Origin of the sequence: Nanhaiella sioensis, assembly GCF_046557775.1 — a bacterium.
Classification (GTDB): domain Bacteria; phylum Bacillota; class Bacilli; order Bacillales; family SM2101; genus Nanhaiella; species Nanhaiella sioensis.
Genome location: NZ_JBKAEG010000001.1, coordinates 2,126,940 through 2,152,330 on the forward strand (window position 1 = coordinate 2,126,940; position 25,391 = coordinate 2,152,330).

25 protein-coding genes are annotated in these 25,391 nt (G+C 34.7%); 1 reads left to right on the forward strand and 24 read right to left on the reverse strand.

The features are described 5' to 3' along the window. Positions 1-65 precede the first annotated feature (65 nt). The 18 genes from mfd to metG all read right to left on the reverse strand — a co-directional run bounded on the left by mfd (position 66) and on the right by metG (position 20,176). A complete protein-coding gene (mfd, locus tag V1503_RS10110; RefSeq protein WP_320259597.1) occupies positions 66-3,599 on the reverse strand; it encodes a transcription-repair coupling factor in 3,534 nt (1,177 codons plus the stop codon). 399 nt (positions 3,600-3,998) lie between these two features. After that, positions 3,999-4,229, reverse strand: coding sequence for an anti-sigma-F factor Fin (fin, locus tag V1503_RS10115; RefSeq protein WP_214484080.1), 231 nt, complete (start codon positions 4,227-4,229; stop codon positions 3,999-4,001). Between the two features lie 69 nt (positions 4,230-4,298). Continuing rightward, a complete protein-coding gene (gene pth, locus V1503_RS10120; RefSeq protein ID WP_410626648.1) occupies positions 4,299-4,856 on the reverse strand; it encodes an aminoacyl-tRNA hydrolase in 558 nt (185 codons plus the stop codon). 330 nt (positions 4,857-5,186) lie between these two features. Beyond that, complete coding sequence (locus V1503_RS10125) at positions 5,187-5,813, reverse strand: 50S ribosomal protein L25/general stress protein Ctc (protein WP_214484082.1); 627 nt, start codon at positions 5,811-5,813, stop codon at positions 5,187-5,189. An 86-nt stretch (positions 5,814-5,899) separates the two neighbouring features. Beyond that, positions 5,900-6,847 (reverse strand): ribose-phosphate diphosphokinase, encoded by a 948-nt coding sequence (locus tag V1503_RS10130; protein ID WP_320259594.1) that lies wholly within the window; start codon positions 6,845-6,847, stop codon positions 5,900-5,902. Between the two features lie 77 nt (positions 6,848-6,924). Further along, complete coding sequence (glmU, locus tag V1503_RS10135; RefSeq protein WP_410626651.1) at positions 6,925-8,298, reverse strand: bifunctional UDP-N-acetylglucosamine diphosphorylase/glucosamine-1-phosphate N-acetyltransferase GlmU; 1,374 nt, start codon at positions 8,296-8,298, stop codon at positions 6,925-6,927. Between the two features lie 465 nt (positions 8,299-8,763). Next, positions 8,764-9,051 (reverse strand): septation regulator SpoVG, encoded by a 288-nt coding sequence (spoVG, locus tag V1503_RS10140; protein ID WP_214484085.1) that lies wholly within the window; start codon positions 9,049-9,051, stop codon positions 8,764-8,766. A 133-nt stretch (positions 9,052-9,184) separates the two neighbouring features. Continuing rightward, positions 9,185-9,559, reverse strand: a complete 375-nt coding sequence (locus V1503_RS10145; protein ID WP_320259592.1) for a RidA family protein — start codon at positions 9,557-9,559, stop codon at positions 9,185-9,187. Between the two features lie 21 nt (positions 9,560-9,580). Continuing rightward, positions 9,581-10,405, reverse strand: coding sequence for a pur operon repressor (gene purR / locus V1503_RS10150; RefSeq protein WP_214484087.1), 825 nt, complete (start codon positions 10,403-10,405; stop codon positions 9,581-9,583). Positions 10,406-10,461: 56 nt separating this feature from the next. Further along, on the reverse strand, positions 10,462-11,331 hold the full coding sequence (gene ispE, locus V1503_RS10155; protein ID WP_214484088.1) for a 4-(cytidine 5'-diphospho)-2-C-methyl-D-erythritol kinase: 870 nt from the start codon (positions 11,329-11,331) through the stop codon (positions 10,462-10,464). A gap of 164 nt (positions 11,332-11,495) precedes the next feature. Further along, on the reverse strand, positions 11,496-11,681 hold the full coding sequence (locus tag V1503_RS10160; protein ID WP_214484089.1) for a small, acid-soluble spore protein, alpha/beta type: 186 nt from the start codon (positions 11,679-11,681) through the stop codon (positions 11,496-11,498). A 540-nt stretch (positions 11,682-12,221) separates the two neighbouring features. Further along, positions 12,222-12,491, reverse strand: a complete 270-nt coding sequence (gene veg / locus V1503_RS10165; RefSeq protein ID WP_214484090.1) for a biofilm formation stimulator Veg — start codon at positions 12,489-12,491, stop codon at positions 12,222-12,224. Positions 12,492-12,942: 451 nt separating this feature from the next. Then, positions 12,943-13,827: a sporulation peptidase YabG gene (gene yabG / locus V1503_RS10170; RefSeq protein ID WP_214484091.1), complete on the reverse strand. Its 885-nt coding sequence runs from the start codon at positions 13,825-13,827 to the stop codon at positions 12,943-12,945. Between the two features lie 311 nt (positions 13,828-14,138). Beyond that, a complete protein-coding gene (rsmA, locus tag V1503_RS10175; protein ID WP_410626658.1) occupies positions 14,139-15,014 on the reverse strand; it encodes a 16S rRNA (adenine(1518)-N(6)/adenine(1519)-N(6))-dimethyltransferase RsmA in 876 nt (291 codons plus the stop codon). Beyond that, positions 15,007-15,570: a ribonuclease M5 gene (rnmV, locus tag V1503_RS10180; RefSeq protein WP_320259588.1), complete on the reverse strand. Its 564-nt coding sequence runs from the start codon at positions 15,568-15,570 to the stop codon at positions 15,007-15,009. Before rnmV ends, rsmA begins: the two co-directional genes overlap by 8 nt. Before the next feature lie 182 nt (positions 15,571-15,752). Continuing rightward, positions 15,753-16,928, reverse strand: coding sequence for a ubiquitin-like domain-containing protein (locus tag V1503_RS10185; RefSeq protein WP_410626661.1), 1,176 nt, complete (start codon positions 16,926-16,928; stop codon positions 15,753-15,755). A gap of 239 nt (positions 16,929-17,167) precedes the next feature. Continuing rightward, positions 17,168-17,935: a TatD family hydrolase gene (locus V1503_RS10190; protein WP_410626663.1), complete on the reverse strand. Its 768-nt coding sequence runs from the start codon at positions 17,933-17,935 to the stop codon at positions 17,168-17,170. 174 nt (positions 17,936-18,109) lie between these two features. Next, on the reverse strand, positions 18,110-20,176 hold the full coding sequence (gene metG / locus V1503_RS10195; RefSeq protein WP_410626665.1) for a methionine--tRNA ligase: 2,067 nt from the start codon (positions 20,174-20,176) through the stop codon (positions 18,110-18,112). Between the two features lie 380 nt (positions 20,177-20,556). Between metG and abrB the strand changes: the two genes are divergently transcribed. Next, positions 20,557-20,835, forward strand: coding sequence for a transition state genes transcriptional regulator AbrB (gene abrB / locus V1503_RS10200; protein ID WP_410626667.1), 279 nt, complete (start codon positions 20,557-20,559; stop codon positions 20,833-20,835). Between the two features lie 287 nt (positions 20,836-21,122). On the opposite strand, the gene rsmI is transcribed toward abrB, so the two are convergent. The 6 genes from rsmI to holB form a co-directional block, all read right to left on the reverse strand. After that, positions 21,123-21,995, reverse strand: a complete 873-nt coding sequence (rsmI, locus tag V1503_RS10205; protein ID WP_320259584.1) for a 16S rRNA (cytidine(1402)-2'-O)-methyltransferase — start codon at positions 21,993-21,995, stop codon at positions 21,123-21,125. Next, positions 21,964-22,263 carry a GIY-YIG nuclease family protein gene (locus tag V1503_RS10210; protein ID WP_320259583.1) on the reverse strand — a complete coding sequence of 100 codons (300 nt, stop codon included), beginning with the start codon at positions 22,261-22,263 and terminating at the stop codon, positions 21,964-21,966. Before V1503_RS10210 ends, rsmI begins: the two co-directional genes overlap by 32 nt. Continuing rightward, positions 22,253-22,993: a tRNA1(Val) (adenine(37)-N6)-methyltransferase gene (locus V1503_RS10215; RefSeq protein ID WP_410626670.1), complete on the reverse strand. Its 741-nt coding sequence runs from the start codon at positions 22,991-22,993 to the stop codon at positions 22,253-22,255. The genes V1503_RS10210 and V1503_RS10215 overlap by 11 nt, the downstream gene beginning before the upstream one ends. A gap of 188 nt (positions 22,994-23,181) precedes the next feature. Next, positions 23,182-23,544 carry a DNA replication initiation control protein YabA gene (gene yabA / locus V1503_RS10220; RefSeq protein WP_214484101.1) on the reverse strand — a complete coding sequence of 121 codons (363 nt, stop codon included), beginning with the start codon at positions 23,542-23,544 and terminating at the stop codon, positions 23,182-23,184. A gap of 13 nt (positions 23,545-23,557) precedes the next feature. Next, entirely contained in the window at positions 23,558-24,385 is an 828-nt protein-coding gene (gene ricT, locus V1503_RS10225; protein WP_214484102.1) for a competence/sporulation regulator complex protein RicT, read from the reverse strand. 1 nt (position 24,386) lies between these two features. Beyond that, complete coding sequence (gene holB / locus V1503_RS10230; RefSeq protein WP_320259581.1) at positions 24,387-25,391, reverse strand: DNA polymerase III subunit delta'; 1,005 nt, start codon at positions 25,389-25,391, stop codon at positions 24,387-24,389.

Genomic DNA, 25,391 nt, shown 5'->3' on the forward strand with positions numbered 1-25,391 from the left:
AGCATAATTTTTAAAAATAAAAACAAACATACAGTATCGCCAATTAATATTACAAATAAACCTATTTATACAGTTTTTAATTGCTCTTCCTTAACGTCAGCCAGTTTTTTTAGGAAATCGTACATTGATGCTAACCATTGCTGAGCAGGAATACCTTTTGTGTGGAAAACAACTTTTAATTGTTTACCTTCCATACCTAACCCAATCAATCGCCCATATTGTTGTGTAAGCTGAACTAACCTTTGAACCTCAACATTACCACTCTGCTCTTCACTAAATAATATTGTTACTTCATGTTTCACCTGTTTAATTGATAGTATCTTTTGTTGTATTGCGTAAACTTTAATTTCAGCAATTTGAAATAAATAAGATACTTCATCTGGGTATTCCCCAAAACGGTCTGTCATGTCCTCTTGAAGATCTTCTAAATCATCTAGTGTAGTAATAGCTCTAAAGCGTTTATACATGTCTATTTTTTGTCGACCATCAGAAACGTATTGGTCAGGGATATATGCATCAACCTCTACGTCTATTTCTATATCTGGATCTGTTGCAGTTGGTTCATTTCCTCTTCTTGCGTCAATTGCCTCTTTCAGCATTTGGGAATATAAATCAAATCCAACAGTGTCAATAAATCCATGTTGTTGCGACCCTAACAAGTTCCCTGCTCCTCTTATTGACAAGTCACGCATGGCAATTTTAAAACCAGAGCCTAGCTCTGTAAACTCTTTTATTGCTTGCAATCTTTTTTCAGCAACTTCTGATAAGACTTTGTCTTTACGATGTGTAAAATATGAATAAGCTACACGGTTCGAACGACCGACCCTTCCTCTAAGCTGATACAATTGTGATAAGCCCATTTTATCTGCGTCAAATACAATTAACGTATTAACATTTGGTATATCAACACCTGTTTCAATGATGGTTGTACTAACAAGGACATCGATTTCACCTTCTAAGAAATTAAGTATGACAGATTCCAGCTCGTTTTCAGTCATTTTTCCATGTGCATACGCAACTCGTGCATCTGGAACGAGCATAGAGATTTCCTCGGCTTTGCGTTCAATATCTTCAACACGGTTATAAAGAAAGTATATTTGACCACCTCTAGATAGTTCTCTTTCAATGGCCTCTCTAATGAGTGCACCATTATATTCAACTACATAAGTTTGCACTGGAAATCTATTCTCAGGTGGTGTTTCAATTACAGACAAATCCCGGACGCCTAACATGGACATATGTAACGTTCTAGGAATAGGTGTTGCTGTTAAAGTTAATACATCAATATTAGCTTTCATTTGCTTAATCTTCTCTTTATGTGTTACACCGAACCGTTGCTCTTCATCAATGATTAACATCCCTAAATCACGAAATGAAATATCTTTAGACAACACTCGATGAGTACCTACAACTAAATCAATCGTTCCATCTTTTAAGCCTTTAATTGTTTCGAGTTGTTGCTTACGAGATCTAAATCGGCTAAGTAAACCTATATTAATTGGATAATCTTGAAATCTTTCTTGAATAGTTTCGTAATGCTGCTGGGCTAAAATCGTTGTCGGCACAAGGATAGCAACCTGCTTTTCATCAACAATTGCTTTAAATGCTGCTCTGATTGCTACTTCTGTCTTCCCGTACCCTACATCTCCACATAATAACCGATCCATAGGGCGCTCTTTTTCCATGTCTTTTTTAATTTCCCCAATTGAACGTAGTTGATCTACTGTTTCTTCATATGGGAAAGCCGACTCAAACTCTCGCTGCATATCACCATCAGGGCTATAGCTATACCCTTTACTCGCTTCTCGCTCTGCATATAGCTTAATTAAGTCATCAGCAATATCTTGTACTGAGGACTCAACCTTTTTCTTAACCCGTTTCCACTCTGTTCCGCCAAGCTTATACACTTTTGGATCTTTACCTTCTGAGCCAACGTATTTTTGCACTTGATTTATTTGTTCGACAGGAACGTATAGCTTGTCACTACCTTGATACTCAATATGAAGATAATCTTTGTGTATACCATTGATTTCTAGCGTCTCAATTCCAATATACTTACCGATACCGTGATTAATGTGAACAACATAATCGCCAACCTTTAATTCTGAGTAGCTCTTAATTCTTTCTGCATTGGATAGCTTCTGTCTCGGTTTCGTTTTTTTCGTCCTATTTTTAAACAATTCTTCTTCAGTAATAACTACTAGCTTTTGTAAAGGCAAATCAAAACCTGTGTTTAAATCCCCTATAACAATTTGATTTGTACCTGTTATTATTTTGTCATTGCTATCAGTTGTAGCAAAATTCAAATCATAATCTTCAAGAACATGTTGTATCTTCTTCTGTCTTTCTTCATTCGGAGCCAAAACTACAACAGTATAATTTCCTTTTTTCCATCTTTCTAATTCGGTTTTCAATACATGCATTTGCCCAAAGAAACTTTGCATTTGCTTACAAGTAATATTGACAATATTTTGTGGACTTGTTTGCTGAACATGCCTTAAAAACAAAGAAAAATAAATAAGCGGCTTGTCTATCTTTTGTATAAGAGTAGAAAAATGATGAGACAGCTGTAAATCATGAATAATTTTACCTTCGGAAAGTAGGCTCGTGTACCATTCAGCTTCTTCTTTATCTAAGGTTGTCGTAATATCTTGGATACGGCTCATTTCATCAAATAAAATAAGACCGTTATTAGGTACATAGTCTAGTAAACTTGCAGGCTTTTCATAGAAAAGAGATAAATATTTAAATACTTGACTCGGAAGTTGGTCATTTTTTAATTGTTCTATTTCAGCAGTAATGTTTTCCACTAATAATTTTTTTACATCACTGTCCTTTGTTTTTTTCAAACTTTCTCCAAGTTTATCTTCTATTGAGTTAATTACGTGATCGATTTTATCGTTACTTATTAGAATTTCAGTTGACGGACCAATCGTTACTTTTTCTATCTTTTGCAATGACCGTTGATCATCAATTGCAAATGTACGTATTGACTCTATCTCAGTATCAAAAAGTTCTATTCTAATTGGAAACTCTTCAGTTAATGGGTATATATCAATAATGCCACCCCTAACACTGAACTCTCCGGGTGCTGTAACCATTGATGCTCTTGAGTAACCCATTAATACAATTTTATTTAAGCATTGATCTATGTCTATGTCATTTCCTACTGAGAAATTTAATTGATAGCTATCCCAAACTTCTTTTGGGGGAAGTAACCTTTTTATAGCTGCAACAGGTGCTATGACAATACCTTTTTTTGATGAACACCAATAATCCAATACCTCTAGACGCTGTCCTTTTAATTCTGGACTAGCAGTTCCTATCTCTGACGCAATTGTTTCATTCACTGGGTATAGAAATACATGATCACTACTTAACAACCCTAGTAAATCATCATAAATCTTCTGCGCTTGAAAGAGGTTATGTGTCACTATTAGTAACGGGCGATTTGTATCTTTATAGATTGAAGCAAAAAATAAAGATCTAGCTGATCCTGATAATCCAGCTACAAGCTGCTCTTTAAGCCCTTCATCAATGCCGTTTACAATTGAAGCCAAATCATCATTATATAAAAAATACTCTTGTATACCTAACATTCAACCCCCTCCTCTCGAATGACTTAGCAGGGTTTAATAATATTCTAGTTATATAAAATGCGTTACACTTTTTACGAATTTTTTTAAAACTTTGTTGCTATTGCTAAAGTTAGTGCGACTTTCATCTGTAAATGAGAAGAAAAAACGCATCGAACTTTATATCTTAGTACGAAAAACTACAATCAATGCGCAAACAGCCAAAATAAATAAAAAAACTTCTTTATTGCATACGTTACTATTTTATGCTAGATCAAATTGTATGCGTTATTATCGTAAAAAAAGATAATATATTCAGAACTCTATTTGTATGATATGTTTATTTGCTTACGGAAAACAACTTAATGTTACAAAATAATCAACATTAAACAGGAAAATACTTTGGTATTTGACCAAAGCTTCTCACTGAATAAATGTTTCATATAGATGGAAATCTGGATTTCGGTTTAATGCTTCTTGACAATCCTCACAAATTGTTAATACTTTGATATCACCGTTATCTTCGTAGGATAACATCTCTTGACGTTCCTGATCAGAAAGTAATTGAAATCCTAAACTTTCAGTATATAGTGATACTCTTTCAATACTACCAACTTTTATACCACAATGCCTGCAATAATAATGGAGTGACATTTGTTATCCTCCCAATTGGTTTTAGTGATAGTATTTACGCAATCCTAGGAAGTTATTCAATTTCATTGATTAATTATACTTATTCATTACTTGTAAAAAAGGTGATGAAATCCAATCTTCACATACATCTGTTGAAACCTTTATAGCATTATTTATCTTTTCAATTTCATCATCAACAAATTTTGTAAGAACATAATTTGGAATTGCCATGCCATTCGTTGGCCTCCCAATTCCTATACGTACTCTTTTAAACTCTTGAGTGCCAAGATGATTAACTGTGGATTTAATTCCATTATGTCCACCAGCACTTCCTTTTGTTCTTAAACGAATTTTTCCTGTTGGCAAATCCAGGTCATCATAGATAATCAATAGATCTTCAATAGGTATATCGAAATAGTCCATTAACGGCCCAATACATTCTCCTGATAAATTCATATATGTAAGCGGTTTACATAATATTACTTTTTCACCATTATACATACCTGTTCCATATAATCCTGAAAACTTAGATTTATCTATATCGATATTAAATCGTGTCGATAATTGATCAATAACCATGAAACCTACATTATGTTTTGTTAGAGCATATTCTCTACCAGGGTTTCCTAAACCTACAATTAATTTCATCAAGATTCCCCCATATGTATAATAAAAAACGCAAGCACCAGACTCATCTAGACAAACACTCATGTAATTCACACGAAGGAGCTTTTTGCCTTCCTTCGGATGAATTTTTAAAGCTGTCTCGGGTGGATAGGCACTGTAGTAGCTAGACATTATAGACCACACTAGCTTCTCATACACATCCAACAAGCACTAGAACCCCATGCCTACAAAAAGCACAACGATGCTTTTGAAGGATGGGGTTAAGCAACTTCGACAAACCCTAGATAAAGTTTTCTTAATCTCGAGCAAGTTCAACTCAATTTTGGCTAATCACTTTATGCGTAAGCATACCTACTCGTCATCTGTCTCTCTACCTTCAACATTATCAGGTTGCCCAGTTTCTTGTTCTTCACCACTATTTATTTCATCTTCTTGTTTTGGAGGTAAAATTGATGCAACTACTTCACTCATATCATGATTAATGTCAAATTTATCTACTGTTTGAATGTCACCAATAGATATCGTTTGACCAACTTCCAGGTTAGACACATCTATATCAATGGAAGTTGGGATATTAGCAGGTAACGCCCTTACAGAGACTTGGTGTAACGGTTGCTGGAGTACTCCGCCATCCTTGACACCAATTGCATCACCAATGAGTTGAATATTTACATCAACCTCAACTTCTGACTTCATATTAACAACCTGAAAATCCGCATGCACTATGTCACTTTTTAATGGGTCTTTTTGAATATCATGCAACATCACTGAATGTTGATCATTATTAAGTGAGAGCGTAATAATACCATTGCGACCAGCTTCTTTTATCGTTTTCAGAAAATCTGCCCCGTGAATAAAGATCGCCTTACTCTCATAATTCTCACCATAAATAACTGCAGGGATTTTACCTTCCTCCCGCAATTTCCTAATTGATGAATGTTTAAAATCTTGCCTCTCATTTGCTTGCAATAATGCCATTCTATTCACCTACCCGTTTGGTTTGTGTACTCGTCCTATGAGTAACTTTCCCCAAAACCGGGTAGAGATAAACCTAATAATAATAATTAATCAAATAAAGCACTTATTGATTCTTGTTCATGGACACGGACAATCGCTTCTGCAATTAGAGGAGCAACAGAAAGCTCTACAATTTTTTCGATTCTCATATCATCATGTAATGCAATAGAATTGGTAACGACTAACTCTTTTATATTTGAATTCTGTATTCTTTCAATAGCTGGACCCGATAAAACCGGATGTGTACAGCATGCATACACCGATGAAGCACCATTTTCAACGAGTGCATTTGCAGCCAATGTAATCGTTCCTGCTGTGTCAATAATGTCATCAATTAAAATGGCAGTTTTACCTTGAACATTACCAACAATATTCATTACTTCAGCTACATTCGGTTTAGGTCGACGTTTATCGATTATTGCGATAGGTGCTTTCAAACGATCGGCCATTTTCCTTGCACGGGTCACACCACCGTGATCAGGAGAAACAATCACTATATCCTCAAGACCTTTACTGTTGAAATAATCTGCTAAAATCGGTACACCCATTAAATGATCAATTGGAATATCGAAAAAACCTTGTATTTGTGGAGCGTGTAAATCGAGTGTTATAACACGTGTTGCTCCAGCGGTTTCTATGAGGTTAGCAACTAGTTTAGCAGTAATCGGCTCACGAGAACGAGCTTTTCTATCTTGACGTGCATATCCATAATACGGCATAACAATGTTAATGGTTTTTGCAGACGCTCGTTTTAAAGCATCAATCATAATTAATAATTCCATTAAATTCTGATTCACTGGTGAGCTTGTTGACTGAATAATATATACGTCACAGCCTCTGATGCTTTCTTCGATATTAATCTGTATTTCACCATCACTAAAGCGAGCAACAGCAATTTTTCCTAATTCGACTCCTATAACTTTAGCAATTTCTTCAGCTACACCTTGATTTGAGCTAAGTGTAAATACTTTTAATTTTGGATCGATTGATTGCATTCTCCTACTAACCTCCGATAATCATTATCTTAGTTATTGTAACAAATCCAGACGTTGTTAAAACATATCAGAATAAATTATTTCTTTTTTCGCAAACGGTTAACATATTGTTCTTTATTTACTTGTTGCGCACGGGCAATAGATAGTGCACTTCCAGGAACATCTTTTGTAATTGTAGAGCCTGCAGCCACATATGCTCTTTCTCCAACTGTAACTGGCGCCACTAAATTAGAATTACATCCGATAAAAGCGCCATCCTCTATTTTAGTTAAATATTTATTTTGACCATCATAGTTCACTGTTATTGAGCCGCAACCAATATTGACACCTTTACCTACCTCAGCATCTCCAATATAACTTAAATGCGAAGCTTTGCTGCCATCTCCAATGATAGACTTTTTCACTTCTACAAAGTTACCAATTTTCACTTCATCTTTTATTAAAGAATCAGGTCGAATATGTGCAAAAGGACCAATATTAACTTCATTACCAATCTCACTTTGGTGTACCACTGAATGACGAATAACTGACTGGCTTCCTATTTGACAATTTTTCAGCTCTGTATGAGGACCTATTGTACAATCAGTTCCAATAACTGTTTCACCCTCTATGATAGTTCCCGGGTGTATAGTTGTATCCTGACCAATTTGAGCATTTGATGATATATATGTTGAATGCGGATCAATGATTGTCACTCCATTTAACATATGGTAGTTATTTATTCGCTCTTTCATTATTTGTTCAGCTTCTGCAAGTTGAATTCGGTTATTTACTCCTAACGTTTCTGAAAAAGACGGGGTTTGGTAAACAGAGACTGTTTCACCTTCATTTTTCAAGATTCCTACTACATCGGGTAAATAATACTCACCTTGTGAATTATCATTTGATACTTGCTTTAATGCATGAAATAAAGCTTTGTTATCAAAACAATAAATTCCTGTGTTAATCTCTTGAATACTAAGCTCTTGATCGTTGGCATCCTTATGCTCAACAATCTTTTCGACTTTGCCTAGATCGTCTCTAACAATTCTTCCATAGCCTGTCGGATCATTTGCAATAGCTGTTAAAATAGTCACTTTTGCTTTTGTATGGTCATGGTGCTCTAACAAAGATTTCATGGTAGCTTCAGTAATAAGTGGGGTATCTCCATATAAAACAATAGTAATACCGTCTTGCTGTTCTAATTGCGGAGCTGCTTGTAATACAGCATGCCCTGTACCTAGTTGCTCCTTTTGTAACACGAAATCACTAGTGTTACCAAGCTGCTCTTTCACTTGTTCAGCACCGTGTCCTACTACAGTTATCAACTGCGATACACCTATTTTTGTAACTTCTTCGACAACATGTTGAACCATCGGTTTGCCACAAACAGGGTGTAAAACTTTATATAATTTTGACTTCATTCTTGTACCTTGCCCAGCGGCCAATATTACCGCAAATCGGTTTTTCATCTACAGGCCTCCAATGTAACCTTTTTATCCACTATGAATATTATCTCAAATAGCCTTCAATTTCAAGGAAACATCCGTAAGTACATTATATTGTCAGAATAAACATTAAAGAATGAGCATATGGTCATTTTTTAATTATTAGAAGATTTATATGAGGGGGAAAGTTCAACCTAAGTCTCTTTCGTAAATTTGTTGCTCATGTTACTAATATGAGCATAGGGAGATAAATTTTTATGAGGCTGTCATCATTTCTTCGAAGAAATGATACCACGCAATGTAGTTGTATTTGTGTTTGATCCTAATATGAAAAGCTATGATTAGTATGTAAATAGCTTAGACAACCAAAATGCCTTGTAGAAAGTGCGGTAACATCCATTTATATAAGTCTAACTGTACCATACACTTACGTGAAAAAGAGCCTTTCATCTGTGAAGGCTCTCTTGGTGTAAAAAATATTAATGTTTCTTATGAAGCACCCGCTTCTTCATATTCTTCTATCTCACCAAGTCGGTGATATTCTGCTAAAACTGCGTCTTGAATCTTCCCACGAGTTGTTGAGTTAATCGGGTGAGCTATGTCACGAAAATCCCCATCTGGAGTACGTTTACTTGGCATCGCAACAAACAAGCCGTTATTCCCATCAATTACACGAATATCATGTACAACGAATTCATGATCTAAAGTAATTGATGCAATCGCTCTCATACGACCATCGGTATTCACGCGGCGTAATCTTACATCTGTTACTTCCATTCTGTTCACCACCTTTTCCCAATTTAAAAGACTTAGTATGTTATTCAACACAATTTTTGAGTTTTCCTGCAAATTATGTAAATTTTTTTGAAAATATTAGGTCGGTATAGTAAACATAGGAATTTTAAACTAATTATTTAATCAATGCGATTACTTCAATCTCTACTAGAACATCTTTCGGTAGTCTTGCAACTTCAACACATGATCTTGCTGGTTGATGGTTGGGAAAATATTCACTATAAACTTCATTTATCTCAGCAAAGTCATCCATATTTTTTATAAAAACTGTAGTTTTAATAACTGTATCGAAAGAAGCACCTGCCTCTTTTAATACAGCTTTCAAATTAGCAAAAACTTGGTGTGTCTGTTCATCCACATTCCCTTGTACAAGTTCACCGTTAGGTTTTAACGGGATCTGTCCAGAACTAAAAAACAAATTATTTACAACCATCCCTTGAGAGTACGGACCAATGGCTTGAGGAGCCAGATTTGTTTGGATTTTTTTCATAGCAGTTCCTCCATCCTCTAGTTACTTTAAGAAATTAAAATAATTACCTATATTAACTTCTATTTTCTTAGCCTTAACGTCTACCTCAGTCAGTTTTACTAACGAAATATATTCATCAACAAGCCTCTCTTCAAGGCCCTCTGATTCCACAAGTACACCAATCCCTGCTACATTTGCTTTGAATTCTTCGAGCATGCTAATCATGCCGTTTATCGTTCCTCCAGCTTTCATAAAATCATCGATAATCAGAACGTTAGCTCCCTCATCTAAGCTTCTTTTTGAAAGAACCATCGTTTGTATTCTTTTTGAAGATCCAGAAACATAGTTAATACTTACTGTTGATCCTTCAGTCACTTTGCTATCACGCCGAACAATTACTACAGGAACGTTTAAATATGATGCAACTGCGTAAGCTAAAGGGATTCCTTTAGTAGCAACTGTCATAACCACATCTATCGGACGATCAGCATATACAGCTGCAAATAATCGACCCACTTGGTTTACAAGTTGGGGATGACCTAATATATCTGTCATATATAAATATCCTCCCGGTAACAACCGGTCCGGCTTCGCAATTAAATGACATAAGTCATTAATTGTTAACGTAGCTTCTTCAGAAGATACGCCAGGAATATATTTAACACCACCAGCTGCACCTGGCACTGTTAGTAAAGTCCCTATACCTTGCTGTTCAAAAGTTTGTTTAACTATCGCCAAATCTTCACTTATAGATGATTTCGCTGAATCATACCTTTCTGAAAAAATCGTTAAAGGTAAAAGTTGATTGGGGTGCTGCAATAAATAATTTGTCATATCGACTAATCGACCGCTTCTTCGTATTTTCATTCTCGATTCCTCCAAAATACGAATATTTTATGTAAATATATCATTAACATACGTATTTAATCAAGAGTGATTCTTTCACCTAGCATTCTTACCGCAAATACTTGATCACAAAATCCTCTTAGCCCATTGTATACTCTCTGCATTCTAGAATCGTGTTGAACTAAACCAAACACCGTTGGTCCACTTCCGCTCATCAATACAGCATCTGCACCAAAACGTTTCATCTGCTCTTTAATTTGTGCAACCTCAGGCTGCATCTGAAATGTAACATCTTCCAAAACATTACCTAAGAGTGAGCATATCAAAGGATAATCATGCGCTCGAATAGCATCTACCATTTCATCTACTCTTGGGTGTTCAACATTATTAAGATCTAGTCTTCTATATACTTCTGCAGTAGAAACACCTATTGATGGTTTTGCTAACACAACCCAACAATGCGGTGGTGGATCAATGTGAATGATCTTTTCTCCACGTCCCATCGCAAGTGCGGTTCCTCCATAAACACAAAATGATACATCCGAACCTATTTCAGCACCTAATGACGCCAGTTCATCAATTGTTAATCCAAGGTTCCACAATTTATTCAAGCCCCGTAATGTGGCTGCTGCATCACTACTACCTCCTGCTAGACCAGCCGCAACCGGGATCGTCTTTGTAATACCTATCGACACTCCCTTTTGCACTCCAAACTTCTTTTTTAATAACTGTGCGGCTTGATATGCTAAATTTCTACTATCATCTGGAACGAAGCGACTATGTGATACGATAGAAATGGTATCTTCTGCTAAATCAGTTAACTCAATTCGATCGGCTAAATCTATCGTAGTCATAATCATTTTCACTTCATGGTATCCATCTGGACGCTTATGTAATACATCTAAGGATAAATTAATTTTAGCTGGCGCCTTAACCAAAAGTCTCAAAATCTTCACCTACTTTTCGTTCTTCCATTGTTATAACGTCATTTTACCATAAATTATACACATAATATTCATTGCAGAAATTGAATAATGACTTCAATCAATTGTAATGCAAGAAAACCGAAGCTACTAGGCTTCGGTTATCGCAGTTATTAATCGTTTATTTATTACTTTTGTTTATCATTATTTACAAGGTTTGCTTCAGCAAGTTCAATTGCGCGCTTCACCATGTTACCAGCGTCTCTTGCACGAATCGCTCCCCAGCCTTCATTACGAACGGTGTCATAAAAACCAAGTTCTTTTGCTAGTTCTTCCTTAAATCGATCCGACATTATTCCGCGGCGTCTACCCAACAAAAGCAACTCCTTTCAAAATAACTACGACACTCTTAGTATAAGGACAAAATTACTAATAATATGAAACCCTAAATATTCCTTTTAACATAGTTTTAGGCTAAAAACTGGAGCTTAAGAGATGCAATTAATATATTTCCTTAATACACCAACACTCTCCATATGTAAAATGTTATACATACTATCTATATAAAACATCGGCCCTTTTCGTCGGCTTTTGCTAAAGTAGAAAAACTAGAAAAAGTTTTATACCCTCGTCAGCTTGTCATCATTAAAAATGAAGACATATAACTAATTCGTATTCATTTTTTTATATAAAAACAACTTTTAACGTAAAAAAACAGCCAAATTAAAGGCTCTTTCCGTAACTTTGTTGCTATTGCTCTTCAACTAGAAGATTAAGATATTGTCGAATTACGTAACAGACATCGTTTTATAGAGGAAAAGATTCCACCATGAAATCTAAATTCGTGTTTATTTTTTAAAAATACGAATACCTCTATGCGAAAACAGTCAAAATTAAAAGCAGCAAACTAAGGTTTACTGCCCGTTAACAGCTATATTCCCTGATGCGTCTTCAGAAAATGTTAATTGAACTGTTTCAGTTAGGACATCTGCATAACTGTATGAAACACGTTCAAATGCATTTTCAGCTTGATCTAACTCAACTACAAAAACGGATGGATATGTTTCTGCCAGAACACCCGAACGTTCAATCGTTTTTCTACGACCACCGTTTGCTTTCAAGGTAAGTCGTTTGCCTAGATTCCCATCTAATGCCTTTTTTATATCTGACAATGTTTTTCCCATAATCGCTCCACCTCACGATATCAATTATAGCAAATTAACAAAAAATAGTCAAATAAAAATTTCATTATATCAACGATCTATTTTGTTTGTCAATGAAAATAATACAACAAAATTCCACTTTCCTCTACAAATATTTTTACCAATTATTAATTAGATATGTAAATTGTTTTTTTATGTTAGATTTTTGCTTAAAAAGTTATATAATCCAATTATTTTTATATCGGCTATTTTCTTATAGATGGTTGTTTTCGCACAAAGAATATAAACCTATATCCATCTATCATTCTTGACATCTTTTTTACTTTTTATTTATGAGGCTTGGATAAAACCCTACCTTATTGATCGTATAAATAAAAGATCGTTTTCGCATTAATTGTTGTTTTTTGTATTAAAGAAAAAAGGCGTACACAACTAAAAACTGAGTCGCCACAAATGACAACCCAGTCAGTATTTACTCTTCTTCTTGTTGTAGTTTATATGGCATCCCAGTTCGTAACACGCCCCTTGTTTCAATCCCTCCTAATCCCTTTTCTCCTGTAAGTGTATTACGAAGTACTTCCCAAACATTTATTCTATCAACAAATGGAGTAAAACTTATTTTTGATACAATATACACAGGATCTAAAGCATGAATATTAATTCTTGAAGGTGAGCTAGCAAAATTAGCTCCTGCTCTTATTAGTGATTCAAAATGAGATTGACACGCACCAGCAAAGATGACTAACTGATCCAAGTGGGGTATTTTATTTCGTGCTTGGCGAACGGTTTGGACAAAATACTTTGAGTGTCGATATGCTTTCAAATCGGATTTATCACCTTTGGCCTTTGTATATGCATCATGACCTGTTACAACAAGAATATCCGGCCTGAATTTCTCAATATAACCAGTTACTTTTTGAGGCATCTCTTTCTCATTACAATGTATTCCAAAAACAGGAACACCAATCTTCTCATATAAAGCCAAGCATTTCTTTAAATATAACGGGTCACCATCTAAATGCAACACTTTACCAGGCAATTGGAAAAAATCAAATGTGTTAGCATAACCTTCTGTTGCATAATATTCACTCTTTTGCCTAATGAGTTGATACTCTTGACGGAATAGCTTATAAGATTGCTCAATCTTCTCTTCATCGACCTTTTTTCTTTTCTTTTGTTCCCTTTCATTGATAACAACAATATCTTCATAAGGAGCATCTGCGACAAGTCTGACATCTTCTCCATACAAAATCACAATTTTATTTCCATGCTTATCATTGTTAATGTTGATCACACGAAATAACAAATCACATTTATACGACTTGCGAGCAACAATATCGCCAATACATGCATCCATACTCTTCACTCCAGCAACAATTTGAGGCGGCTCTTTAAATCCAAATGTTTTCCTTTACTTAGGCTATGCAACATCTATGTCTGTTGTGATAAGAAATGCCGAAGTACCTATCCCCCAAAAAATAAAGACCCTTAATTCATGAAGACATCATGTATTAAGGGAGGCTTGAAAAGCTAATTGTAATTTTATATTTCATATGTATTAAACGAAGGCAGTTTTCACATGAATTGTTGCTTTTCGTTATAAGAGCTAAACGTGTATAAAACTAGAGTTCGTGGCACCTTTTCTTCTTTACAACAATGACTAGTTTACTAAAAGATCTCTAACAGAATATTACTGAGCAGTGCAAACTCTTCAATAGCTAATGTTTCCCCTCGACGTTTTGGGTCAATATTCGCACTTTTTAGCGCTTCTTCTATTACTTCTTTCTTCTGCTTTCCATTTGGTAATTGATTAACTAAATTGTTTAATATCGTTTTTCTCCGTTGTGCAAATGACGCGCGAACAATTGTAAATAAGTGATCTTCATTCTCTACATTGACTACTGGATCATCTCGTCTTGTTAAACGGATAACAGCAGAGTCAACATTTGGCTGAGGGACAAAAACTGTTTTAGGTACTGTCATTACCTTCTCAGCCTTTGTATAATATTGAACAGCAATTGACAAGGATCCATAATCTTTCGTTCCCGCAGCAGCTGTCATCCGATCAGCAACCTCTTTCTGCAGCATAACAACAATACCCCTGATTGGGATTTGTTCAGTTAGTAATTTCATAATAATCGGCGTTGTAACATAATATGGTAAATTCGCAACTACCATCAAATCTTTCATTTCGCCAAACTCTTCTTGTATAACAAGCTCTACATTTGCTTTAAGAAAATCTGAGTGAATTATTTTAACATTATCGTAAATACTTAACGTTTCTTGTAATACTGGTAATAATCGTTGATCTATCTCAAAAGAAACTACCTTGTTAGCACTTTTAGCCAAATGTTCAGTAAGCGCTCCAATACCAGGCCCTATTTCTATTACTCCACTCTCTTCAGTTAACTCAGCATGGTCTACAATACGACGTAACACGTTCGTATCAATTAAAAAATTCTGTCCTAAACTTTTTTTGAAAGAAAAACCATACTTCTCAAGAATTGCTCTCGTACGATTAGGTGTTGCTATATCTTTATTCATGAATTTGCTCCTCCTGTAGCACTTTACGTAATGCAGCTACAAATGAATCTCTAGATATTTGAAACATGATTAGACGTTTGTGTAGTTGTTTACCATTTGTATAACCAATTTTGAGATATTTGCCTAATCGTTCACGTCTTAATTTTGCCTGCTGACCACCAATTAAACCGGCATCTACAAGATCTTGAAAAGGTATAGCTTCCTGTATATCCTCAATTTCTTGCTTTACATCCTTGAGGGCTTGTTTTATCGCAGTTGGCGAAGCATGCTCAACCCCTATACCTTTTCCATTTTTCCCAATAGCTTCAGACTTTTGCAGAAATGCATGCTTACAACCTGATACTTGCTCAGATATTATTTTTCTTATGCGCTCACCTGGGAAGTCTGGATCAGTAAATATAATAACACCTCTCTTACGTTGTGCTAAGCGAATTTGTTCAATTACAATACTATTTATCGCTGATCCATTTGTCTCTATCGTATCGGCTTGCACAGCACGTTTAATAGCTACTGTATCATCCCGACCTTCAACAACAATTATTTCTTTTATAATCATTTTTATTTTTTCCTCCAAAAGTTGAAACTTTTTTACCCGTTCAATCGTCTAACATGTAGAAAGTAATTTTCTTTGCCTTATTATGACTGCTTTTTTACACAATCTATACTAAAAAAAGTTAGCTTAAACAATTATAACGTAAAAATGCAGAGGATAGAAAAATCCTCCGCATGAACAAAGTGTTAATTAATTATTCTTATTTTTACTTTTTTGTTGCCCCATCGATAAGCTTCATCTTTCGTCGGGAAAAACACATCAATTTTATAGCCTTTAATAGCAGAACCAACATCTCCTGCTACAGCGTAACCATAGCCTTCTACATATACTTTAGTTCCTAAAGGTATAACACTAGGGTCTACGGCAATTACTTTTGCTTGAGGGTTTGCTTTTAAATTTATGCCAGTAGAGGTTATTCCACTACAGCCATTACAACTTGCAGTATATGCGGTAGAAGATACATAAAATTCTTCCCCACCTTCAGTACCACGGGATACTTGAATGTCTTCTTTAGTACCCACAGCTACAACACGGTCAAGACTTTCTTTTAATGTCGATGTATTTACTAATGTTCTTGAAATTTCTTTGCCATTTTCTAAGATAACTTCATATTGTTTTTCAACTAAACCTTCTTTACCTTCAGAAAGAACTTTTGAAGCACCTTTAGATAATTTACTATCATTTTTAGTAACAACTGCATAGTCGACTGGCTCTTCCACTACATCGGTGACTTTTTCAACTCTCGTCACAGTAATAACCGAATCCTTTTTCACTCGTTCTGTTAAGTTGGGTTCAACGCGATCAAGTAAATTGAGAGTGATCTCTTGCTGCTTTAAAAAGTCAGCGACAGTAGTCGAAGTAGACCATACTTGTTTATCTTCTCCGCCGACATTTAGTGTAATTTGAAATGCCTTTTCAAATGTTACTACAATTTCATTACTTATATCTGTACTTAATTCTGGTCGAATTCGGTCATGACTTGTTAATTCAATTTCATTTTCTGCCAGAAATTCTTTTACTGTTTTTGCAGTTGTCCAATACGCTTGCTCTTCCCTCTCTTTTACAAAGAGAACAAGCTGTGCTGGCTCCCACACCACTTCAATATTATTACTTATTGGTGTATCCACCGATGGATTTACTTTGTCTGCAGGTTTTACATTGACATCATATTCGTCTAACAGCTCATTAACTGTATCCGCATGTGTATTAACTACCTGCGTATAACCATCAAGAGTTAGTGTAACTCTTTCCTTCGTAGCTTGGAAAATGATAAAGACTAATCCAGCTGAGATAGCTATGAAACTACTAATAATTATAGCTAATCTCTCTTTCTTGAAGGGCTTAAAAAACAGATTTTTCAATCTTGATAACTCGATGAAAAACGCCTCCTTCTCCTCGGAGAGATTATATATAGTTAGTTACTATCTGTCAACCCTGACCTCCTTTTCACTTTCGATATACAACATTATGCAAAAAATAACTAAAAAAGAAAAGGGAGAATTATCGACACTCCCATCACCTACAATAGTAAAGGATGTAGAATTTACTCAAGGTCAGATATCGTTAGACAAGTCTCTTCAGCAAAAGACAAAGAAATTTATCATTTTATGCCGAATAATTTTTTTGCATTTAACGCTGTTTTTTCAGAAACTTCCTCAACTGTAATTCCTTTTAAATGAGCAATGGATTCAGCAACATACTTTACATAGCTCGGCTCATTACGTTTCCCACGATAAGGGTGTGGAGCTAAATACGGACAGTCTGTTTCTATAAGAAGATTTTCTAACGGTATATCCTTAGCAACTTCTTTAGGCTTTTTTGCATTTTTAAATGTGACAGGACCCCCGAGTGAAATATAAAAGTTCATATCCATACACTTTTTAGCTACCTCTACACTTCCGGTGAAGCAATGCATAATCCCACCAACTTGTTCAGCATTCTCTTCCTCAAGAATTTGTAAAACATCAGCTGTTGCTTCGCGATTATGAATAATAATTGGTAAGTTTACCTTTTTTGCTAGTTTAATTTGTTTGCGGAACACTTCTTTCTGAACATCTTTTGGTGATTTATCCCAATAATAATCTAGCCCCATTTCCCCAATCGCAACTACTTTTGGATGACTTGCCAATTCTTCAATCCATGATAGGTCCTCATCAACCATATCTATTGCATCAACTGGGTGCCAACCAACTGCAGCATAAATAAAGTCATACATTTCAGTAAGTTCCATAGCGCGAGTAATTGTTTGGCGATCAAAACCAACAACAACTATATGGGATACACCTTCCATTTTAGCACGATTAATGACATCTACTACATCCTCGTCAAATTGCGTAGCATTTAGGTGTGCATGTGTATCAAATAACATCTTAAAACCTCTTTTCAATTTTTAAGTTCTCTAGCAATACAATTATGTTAAATTTAGATTAAATTAAGGTGTTCCACTTCTATAATGAGCAGAACACCTCTAATTGAAAACCTAAAAGCCTTGTTATTCACCTATAAATGAGACAACAAAGACAACCTATGCTGTGTACTATAACTATTTTACTTTTGTTCCATTAGGTAGATTTTGATTAACAGATGCTAAAGACAGCATGCCCTCATTTTTACCTGCTAGAATCATTCCTTGTGATAATTCACCACGAAGTTTAACTGGTTTTAAGTTCGTTACACAAATGACTTTTTGTCCAACTAACTCCTCAGGCTTATAATGCTCTGCTATTCCTGATACAACTTGACGTTGTTCATACCCTAAATCTAATTGAAGTTTTAACAATTTATTTGCTTTCTTCACTGGCTCAGCATGTATAACCTCTGCAACCCTTAAATCGATTTTCATAAAGTCATCAATCGTAATTTCATCTAGTTCAGGCTCATTCTTCTCAGTTTTCTCAGTTTTTTCAACAACATCACCTTGCATTTGTTGTTTAATATACTCAACCTCTTCCTCCATATCCAACCTTGGAAAAATAGGTTCCCCTTTGTTCACTGTTACATTTGGTGGAATAAGCCCAAATTGTGCTAAACTATCCCATTGCTTTAATTTGTCATCAGTAATTCCCATTTGCTCAAACATGAGTGACGGTGTCTGTGTTAAAAATGGCTGTAATAAGATTGCCACTCTACGTAGTGATTCCACTAAATGTGTCATAACTGAAGCAAGCTGTTCTCTACTATTTTCATCTTTCGCTAACAACCATGGCTGAGTTTCATCAATATATTTATTTGATCGACTAATTAATTGCCACACGGAAGAAAGCGCAACTGAAAACTCCATTTTCTCCATAGCATCACTATATTTCTCTACAACTTTTTCGTTCATTGTTACAAGTTCATTGTCAAAGTCTGTTTTAGAACCGTTATATCTAGGTATCTCCCCATCAAAGTACTTTTGAATCATAGCAATGGTTCTATTGAGTAAGTTACCTAAATCATTAGCCAAATCAAAATTTATCCTTTCTACAAACCCTTCTGGGGTAAACACGCCATCTGCCCCAAATGGAACTTCTCTAAGTAGATAGTAACGTAATGCATCTAAGCCATATCGGTCAATTAAAGATACAGGATCAACAACATTACCTTTCGATTTCGACATTTTGCCGTCCTTCATGAGGAGCCAACCGTGAGCAAATACTTTTTTTGGTAGAGGTAAGTCCAATGCCATAAGCATTATAGGCCAATATATCGTATGAAAACGTACTATTTCTTTACCAACCAGATGTACATCGGCTGGCCAATAAGCTTGAAATTTTTCATCATTTTCTGAGCTATATCCCAATGCTGTAATATAATTTGTCAAAGCATCTATCCACACGTAAATGACATGCTTAGGATCGCCAGGAACCTTTATTCCCCAATCAAACGTTGTTCTTGATACAGCTAAGTCCTCTAGGCCAGGTTTAATGAAATTATTTATCATTTCATTTTTTCGCGATTCTGGCTGAATAAAATGAGGATTGTCTTCGTAGAATTTTAGCAGTCTATCAACATATTTCCCCATTTTAAAGAAATATGATTCCTCTTTCACTTTTTCTACAGCACGTCCACAATCTGGGCATTTTCCGTCGACTAATTGACGTTCAGTGTAGAAAGATTCACAAGGTGTACAGTACCACCCTTCATATACATCTAAATAAATATCTTCCTGTTTAACAAGTTGATCAAAAATCTTCTCAACAATATCTTTATGCCTTGGTTGCGTCGTTCGTATAAAATCATCATACGAAATATCTAATTTTTTCCACAATTCCTGTATTCCTGATACAATGTCATCTACATACTTTTGAGGGGAAATCCCTTTTTCATCAGCCTTTTGCTGAATTTTTTGACCGTGTTCATCCGTACCCGTTAAATACATCACATTATAACCTTTAAGTCTTTTATAACGGGCCATCGCATCACCTGCGACCGTTGTATAAGCATGTCCTATATGCAACTTGCCGCTTGGATAATATATTGGGGTAGTAATATAAAAGTTATTAGCTCCTTGTTTCATCTTTTCCTCCTTATGTAATAACAAATCAATAATTATAAACCTTAGTTTACTATAAAGATAAGCTTCTTTAACTAGTGTATAGGATTTATTGTTTATTTTATTGTAAAACATATAGTCGAATCAAATTTCAAATTTTTTTAGTATTTATTTTCCAGTATTTTTTTGTCGATTTATAGTTGAAATTTGTCGAATTTTATTTATAATAATTCTTAACTCTATTGGTAAATTGTTTGAAAAAGTTAAGAATAAATGGATTATTTTCTAAATATTTACCATTTAGTTATTTTATAGCATTTTAACTTAAATCCTATTAAAACAATAGTTATCTCAATATATAATACCATTTTTTTAAAAACACTACATATATTTCAATTAAATTTATTGACTAGCATGGGAAACACTGGTATTATAAAGAAAATAATTATTTGTCGAATAATGACGAATTTAAGAGATAATAAAAATTTTTGTACTACTGAGAGGAGTATTTTATTATGAAATCTACAGGTATAGTTCGTAAGGTTGATGAGTTAGGTCGTGTAGTAATCCCGATTGAACTTAGACGTACACTAGGAATTGCAGAAAAGGATGCACTAGAAATCTACGTTGATGATGATAGAATTATTTTGAAAAAGTACAAGCCTAATATGACTTGTCAAGTAACAGGGGAAGTATCTGATGATAATTTGACTCTTGCCGAGGGTAAAATTATTCTAAGTCCTGAAGGTGCAGAAAAGCTAATAGATGAAATTAAATCAAACCTAGTAAAATAATGAAGTTATTATAAAAACAAGCGCTTTACAGAGATTTCCGTTATATGGAATGTCTATAAGGCGCTTTTTTCTTTTTATTTGGCTATTTTTCGAAAACTATGTTGTTGTTTTTACTTTAATTTGAGAAACTCATGTCGTGTATTATATATTGACTTTTGTAGTTTTTAGATAAGAAAAGATATCCCGAACATTAGTAATATTCGTGTTTAGCTCTTATTGCAAAAAAAGCAACAATAACTACGAAAACACCCATTTATTTCCTAGGAAAAAGGATCATAATTTGAATTCTACTTTATATGGTATTGTTGATAAACTTCTCTTTTTACCATATCCCTATCTTTTGCTACTTTTTTTATAGCATCCTTTGAAGTGTACGATTGTTTATTTATATAATAATCGATATGCTCTACAACAGTTAATTCTTCCCACCATTGATTTTCCATATGACTTTCTATACTACTTCCTTCTACTATAATACAAAACTCACCACGCACATTCGATTGCTGAGACCATTGCAATAGATCTTGTATCGTTCCCCTTATAAATTCTTCATACTTTTTTGTCAGCTCTCTTGAAAGGACTGCAGGGCGATCACCTAATTGGTCTAACATTATTTTTAACGTCTCTTGCAACCTATGCGGTGATTCATAAAATATCATCGTTTCTTGTACTTGGTTACAAAGCTCCAATTGTTTCCGTTTTTCTTTTTTGTGACGAGGTAAAAATCCGTAAAAATAAAAAGGTTGTGTTTTTATTCCAGAAGCAATTAACGATGTTAATGCTGCATTTGCACCTGGCAATGGAATCACCTTGTACTGCTCTTTTAATGCTGCAACAACAATTTCAAAACCTGGGTCAGAAATTGTCGGCATCCCTGCATCACTAACTAATGCTACCTTTTTTCCTGATTTAAGCAGGTTTATTATTTTTTCGCCACTCGTCTCTTTATTATGCTCATGATAACTCATGACTGCATTTGATATTTGAAAGTAATTCAATAGCTTTTTCGTTTGTCTTGTATCTTCTGCTGCTATAATGTCTGACTCTTTAAGTATACGTATGGCTCTATATGTCATATCTTCTAAATTACCAATAGGTGTTGGAACAAGATATAAGCACCCCTCGGTATTATCGTTTTGAAAGCTGTTTTGTTGCCACATACTTTAGTTTGTTCTCCTTTGCTATAAATTGCTCTTTCTTCTGTCGTGTTTTAAGTTGCTTGAAGTCCCATTCTGCCCGAAGTGCTTCATTTTTTGTAGCATACGATTTGGAGAACAGTAATGTTACGGGAATACGTCCTCTCGTATACTTTGCCCCTTTGCCCTCATTATGTGTTCTTATGCGTTTCTTAAGGTCATTTGTATAACCAGCATAATAGCTTCCATCACTGCATTCTAATACATATAAGAAATGCTGTTTACTTTCCATATAGAATGTTCCTCACATCGTCAGTGTATTCATTGTGTTCATTATATACAACTAGCGGGGGTAATAACTTCAAATCTGGGCTTCCATCCTTCGTCGCTTCAATTAATAGAGTATTTGCTTCTCTTCCATGTCGTGGGTAAACGAATTGTAATCTTTTTGGCTCTAAACGATATTTCCTCATTAATGTAATCATGTCAATAAGGCGACCTGGTCGATGTACAAATGCTGCTTTTCCCCCCTGTTTAAGTAGCGTACTACTTACTCTAATTGTATCCTCTAGCGTACAATAAATTTCATGTCTAGCAATTGCTAAATGTTCATTTTTATTAATTTCTTCATTACTAGGTGTTGGAAAATAAGGTGGATTACAAGTAACAATGTCATACTTTCCTTGTCCTAATAATGTGGGCATATCTTTTATATCGCCATGGATAAATTTTATACGGCTATCTAGCTTATTAAATGCAATTGTTCTCTCAGCCATCTGATAAATTTTTTCTTGGATTTCGACTCCTGTAATATGCCCTTTTGTCCTTTTACTAAGTAATAATGGTATAACTCCATTTCCTGAGCATAAATCAATTAAATTACCCTTTTGAATTGGTACATAAACAAATTTAGCTAATAAAACTGTATCTAGTGAAAAGGCGAACATCGATGGGCTCTGAATAATTCTCATATTTTCACCAAGTAAATGATCTAATCGCTCATCCCCTATAAGCTCAACCATCATAGACACTCCTTTCTGTTTATAACGATGTTGTCGCATTAAGAACTAAACACATTCGGCACCTTTTCTTATGACAATACATTTCCGTCACTCAATTTTAAGTGAAAAGTGCCTAATTAAAAGTTTGTCACTTCTATAGTTATTAAAATTCCTAGTAAAAATAGTCTCCCAAAGTGGAAGACTATACATTATTTTTTATTTAAAAATGATAAACAAAACAAGCAATCTCCTTCTGCACGAACACTACCATAGTGAACATTACATATATGAAATCCTTCTTGATATAAGCGGGCTAAATTATCATAACCCTCCCCAATATCGACTTGCTTATTTTGTTTCCTTTTGTTATTAGATTTGTTTTTCTTTAATTTTTTTGGCTCTTCTGAGGTTTGCTCTAATCTACGTCTAAGATGCTCATTCTCAATTATTAAATGATGATTTTCTTCCAATAATTGTGCAAGATGATCTTTTAGCTCTCCCAGTTGACGATATAAATGCCCTATTTGCTCCTCCATACTGCTTACTGAATGAAAAATCTCTTTTTTATCCACAAAATCCACCTCATTAATCTGTGGCTTGAATTGATACAGCTCCCTCGTTCATTAATTCATCCAATGTGTATTCAATTACTCGTTCTCTATCGTTTAACTCGACTTGTAATACACGTTCTAATATATTCAATCCAACTACACGGCCTGCTCCATTAGGTGTTACGATCTTCTCCCCAATATCAGGTAGCAGTTGTTTAGCAGATTCGTATTCATCATTTTCATACTTTAAGCAACACATCAACCGGCCACATAGACCAGATATTTTAGTAGGATTTAAAGAGAGGTTTTGGTCTTTTGCCATTTTTATAGAGACTGGTTCAAAGTCCCCTAAAAATGTCGAACAGCAGAGCATTCTTCCACACGGACCTATACCACCTAACATTTTGGCTTCATCACGAACACCAATTTGACGCAATTCAATTCTTGTTCGAAAAATAGCTGCAAGATCTTTTACTAGTTCTCTAAAATCAACGCGGCCATCTGCTGTGAAGTAGAAAATTACCTTATTTCGGTCAAAGGTATACTCTACATCTACTAGTTTCATCTCCAAGCCATGTTGATTAACCTTTTCGATGCATACTTCATATGCTTCTTGTGCAGCTTGTTTATTCTCTTCAACAATAAGTTTATCTTTTGATTCAGCAATTCTAATAACTTTTCTTAATGGAAGAACTATGTCACTCTCATCGACTTGTTTTTTATTTATAACTACCTTGCCGAATTCAATTCCACGAACTGTTTCTACTATAACAAATTCTCCATCATCTATTTTAAATTCCCCTGGATCAAAATAATAAATTTTCCCAGCTTTTTTAAAACGTACACCAACTACATCATACAAATTAAAATCCCTCCTGCAAATTCAATACAAGTTGTTCCATTAATAAATGTGGATTCATGTTGGTGTGTAAACGACTTTTGGCCTCTAAAACTGCTGACATTTGTTCAGCAATATGATTTTGAGAAATATGAAGGGCATATTGATTTAATTTTTCTAATTGGTCAGTATACACAACGTATTCATTTTCACCTAACTGAATATATAGTAAATCTTTTAATAAAAGTAATAATAAGTCTAAACTACTATCAAGCTTGTCTTTATCATTGAAATGGGAGAGCCACTTCTCCTGAATATATAATAAAGCTTTAGCATAATTCATATTTAGCATTTCATATAATTGTATCACTATCATCCTAGATTGCGCAAACCAATCATCTTGACATAATTCCGTTGCTTCTTCAAAGTTATTGGTCAATTGAGCCACTATTGCAGCTAAATGGTTTGGAGCCCCTTTGTCTAATAGGAAATCTTTCATAACAATTGAAGAAATTGGTTGAAAAGATAACACTTGACAACGAGAAATAATAGTATTTAACATTTTCTGTATATTTTCTGTAAGGAGAATAGCGATTGTATCAGAATCAGGCTCCTCTAAAAATTTCAATAGACTGTTAGCAGCATTTGTCGTCATCCGATCAGCATGTTCAATAATATATAACTTTTTAGATGACTCTACTCCAGTTTTAGAAAATTCACTTTGTAAATCTTGAATTTGTGATTTTTTAATTGATTGGCCATCTGGTTCAATGATATGCACATCAGGGTGATTTTTCGAATCAACCCTACGACAATTGATACAATTTTGGCAAGGCATGCTTCCATTCAAATGTTTACATAACATGCTTTTAGCTAGCATAAGGCTAACATGTTTCTTTCCTGTACCTCGACCACCTTCAAATATATATGCGTGGGCTACTCTATCCTTAAGTATACTATTAGTGAGCATTTTTATTATTGTCGGTTGATAGGTTTCTAGCTTGTCCCACGTATCATTTACCACAAACAT